Source organism: Streptomyces recifensis (assembly GCF_002154615.1).
Lineage (GTDB): Bacteria > Actinomycetota > Actinomycetes > Streptomycetales > Streptomycetaceae > Streptomyces > Streptomyces griseoluteus.
Genome location: NZ_MUNH01000418.1, coordinates 1 through 3,016 on the forward strand (window position 1 = coordinate 1; position 3,016 = coordinate 3,016).

The following is a 3,016-nucleotide window of genomic DNA, read 5'->3' on the forward strand; positions in this document are numbered from 1 at the left end:
CGAGGACAAGGCCGCGGCCGGAGGTGTCGGCCGCGGCCTTGTCCTCGGCCTTGGTGTCCGTGGACGGAGCCGGGCTCGCCGGGGCGGCGGAACCGCCGTACGGCGTGCTGGACAGACCCGTGCCGCAGACCGGCCAGGCACCCTTGCCCTGGGCGGAGAGCACCTTCTCGGCGACGGTGATCTGCTGTGCCTTGCTCGCCTTGTCGGCGGTGGCGGCGTACTGCGTGCCGCCGTACGCGGCCCAGGTGGAGGCGGAGAACTGGAGCCCGCCGTAGTAACCGTTGCCGGTGTTGATGGACCAGTTGCCGCCCGACTCGCACTGGGCGACGGCGTCCCACTCGGAACCGGTGGCGGCGGAGGCGCTGCCCGACGCCATCACCGGGCCCGCGACGGCCGCGCCGGCGACACCGGCGAGCGCGAGGACACGGACGGTCTTGGACGGGCGACGGTGCTTGCCCTTGCTGGAAAACAGCATGGATCGATCCCCTCACCGACGCCTGCGAGGTGAGCTGTCGGGTTCGGGCCGGTTGAGTTGCCCGGCCACCCCTCCCCGGTACTTCGGAAGGCGTGGCTCCACCCCAAGCCCGTCCCGGTGTCAGACACCGGTTCGGGCACCTACCTTGGGTCCCCCGCTCCTGCCTACGGCGCTTGACGCGACGGTTGTCCCCGACGGCCGCTGGCAGGATTCGGCGTTGCGGCCACGGGGGCTCGTGGTGACGAGCGGTCCCGACCGTAGACATGCCTCGCGGCGAAATTCAAAGACGATCAGCTCTTCTGAGAGTCATCCCACACTTTCGCCAAATAGGACATATAAGAAGATAGCGGGGCGTCAAATGCAGCTATTCGGAGTCCTATTCGCCCGGCACTTTCAGGGTCTGACCGGGGTCGACATGGTTCGGGCCCGCGCCGAGGGCCTGCTTGTTCGCGGAGTAGAGGGCCTCCCAGCCGCCGTCCACGTCAAGGGAGTCGGCGATGGAGCCGAGGGTGTCGCCGTCGCGGACGGTGTAGGTGCCGGGAGAGGCGGTTGCGTGGCGGCCCGTGCCGGCCGTGTGCTGACCTTCCGTCACGCTCTCGTCGGCGCTGCCGCCGCGGTGACGGCCGCCGCCGAGGTCGCCGGTGTCGACGAGGCTCCAGGAGCCGCCGTCCTCCCACGACTCGTCGTCCTCCGCCGCGGGGGCAGTGGAGGGCGACCCGCCGTCGTTGTACTCGTGACCGGTGGCCGGGGGCGCGGACGCGTCGGAGCCGGAGGCCCCGGCGTCCTTCTTGGCGTCGCCGGCGGCGTCCTTCCCGCTCGCGCTCGGGGACGGCTTGCCGGTCTCCTTGGCGGAGGAGTCGGACGAGTCGGACGACGGGGAGGAATTACCCAGTCCGGACGAGTCGGAACCATCGGACGAAGCGTCCGCCTCAGGGGTCTCGCTCGACTTGCCGGCGTCCTTGCCCGGGGCGCCCTGGCCTGCGGACGGGGACTCGCTCACGCCCGTGTCGACGTCCACCGAGCCGGAGTTGGAGGTCAGTCCGGCGAGCAGGGCGCAGGTGGCCCAGTGGGTGGTGCCCTGGTCGGCCAGGATCTTCTCAGCCACCGAGATCTGCTGCGAACGGCTGGCCTGGTCGGCGCTGGCCGCGTACTGCGTGCCGCCGTACTTGTCCCAGTCGTCCTGGGATATCTGGAGGCCGCCGTAGTAACCGTTGCCGGTGTCGGCGCTCCAGGAGCCACCGCTCTCGCACTCGGCGACCTTGTCCCAGGTGGTGCCGTCGGCCGCGTTGGCGCTCGCCGCCCCGAGGAGGGGGATGGCGATGGCGGACGTGGTCACGCCGGCCGCGACGAGGAGCGCCGGAGCCTGGCGGGGGCGACGGTGCCTACCGTTCCCGGAGAGCATGCAGTTGCCTTTCGTGCGACAGCAGTACGGCGTGGCGAGTGGTGCTCGGCGCCACACTGATGGGTGAACGTAGCGTCAGACGAACACTTGTCACAAGTTCATGCCGCAGAGATCACGTGAAGATCACATAGTTGAACGTCCGTCATATGTGCTTTCACGACTGGGACCGACCGGTGTGAACTCCACCGGCAGTGTGCGCAGCCCACGCATGATCAGTCCACCGCGCCAGCGGAGTTCGGCCGGATCGGCCGCCAGGGCGAGGTCGGGCAGCCGGGTGAGCAGGGTGGCCAGCGCGGTCTGCCCCTCCAGCCGGGCGAGCGGCGCGCCCACGCAGTAGTGGATGCCGTGTCCGTACCCCAGGTGCTGGTTGTCGCGGCGGCCGAGGTCCAGCAGGTCCGGGTCGGCGAACCGCTCCGGGTCGCGGTCCGCCGCCGCGAGGACCACCAGGACCGGGTCCCCGGTCGCGATCTCCTGGCCGCCGATGGTGAGCGGCTCAGTGGCATAACGCCAGGTCGCCAGCTCCACCGGCCCGTCGTAGCGCAGCAGTTCCTCCACCCCGGTCTGCAGCAGGCCGGTCTCCCCGGCCGCCAGCGAGAGTTCGAGCCTGCGGCGCTCCCCGGGGTGGGTGAGCAGCGCGTAGGTGCCGTTGCCGATGAGGTTGACGGTGGTCTCGAAACCCGCGAAGAGCAGGATGAAGGCCATGGCGGCGGCCTCGTTCTCGGTGAGGTGCTCGCCGTGGTCGGAGGCCCGGATGAGCGCCGAGATGAGGTCCTCGCCGGGCACGGGCTCGGCGGGCAGCGCCTGGCGCTTGCGATGGATGAGGTCGGCGAGATAGCCGCGCATCTTCTTCACCGAACGCGCCACCCCGCCCCTCGGGCCGCCGCCGTGCCGGATCATCATCCCCGCCCAGTCCCGGAAGTCGTCCTGGTCCTCGCGCGGGACGCCGAGCAGGTCACAGATGGCGTAGATGGGGAGCGGGAAGGCGAACTCGTGGATGAGGTCGGCCGAGCCCTTCTCGGCGAACCGGTCGATGAGGTCGTCCGTCAGCTCCTGCACCCGGCCCGCGAACTCGGCGACCCGGCGCGGGGTGAACGCCTTGCTGACCAGTCGGCGCAGCCGGGTGTGGTCCGGCGGGTCGA

The 3,016-nt window shown here is 70.5% G+C and carries 3 protein-coding genes and 1 riboswitch; all 3 genes read right to left on the bottom strand.

What is annotated here, in order from left to right:
- Window positions 1–475 (bottom strand): transglycosylase family protein (locus CCN33_RS21290; RefSeq protein ID WP_140394612.1); only part of this gene is annotated, 475 nt, incomplete at its 3' end.
- 4 nt (window positions 476–479) lie between these two features.
- Window positions 480–657: riboswitch (cyclic di-AMP (ydaO/yuaA leader) on the bottom strand.
- Between the two features lie 194 nt (window positions 658–851).
- The gene (locus CCN33_RS21295; RefSeq protein ID WP_086695157.1) at window positions 852–1,877 is read right to left on the bottom strand and encodes a LysM peptidoglycan-binding domain-containing protein; all 1,026 of its coding nucleotides are present in this window, start codon (window positions 1,875–1,877) and stop codon (window positions 852–854) included.
- Between the two features lie 123 nt (window positions 1,878–2,000).
- The coding region (locus CCN33_RS21300) for a cytochrome P450 family protein (protein WP_086695158.1) at window positions 2,001–3,016 on the bottom strand (1,016 nt) is incomplete at its 5' end.

Coding starts and splice junctions, on each gene's coding strand:
- CCN33_RS21295 (WP_086695157.1), bottom strand. CDS start 1,877: ATGCTCTCCGGGAACGGTAGGCACCGTCGCCCCCGCCAGGCTCCGGCG.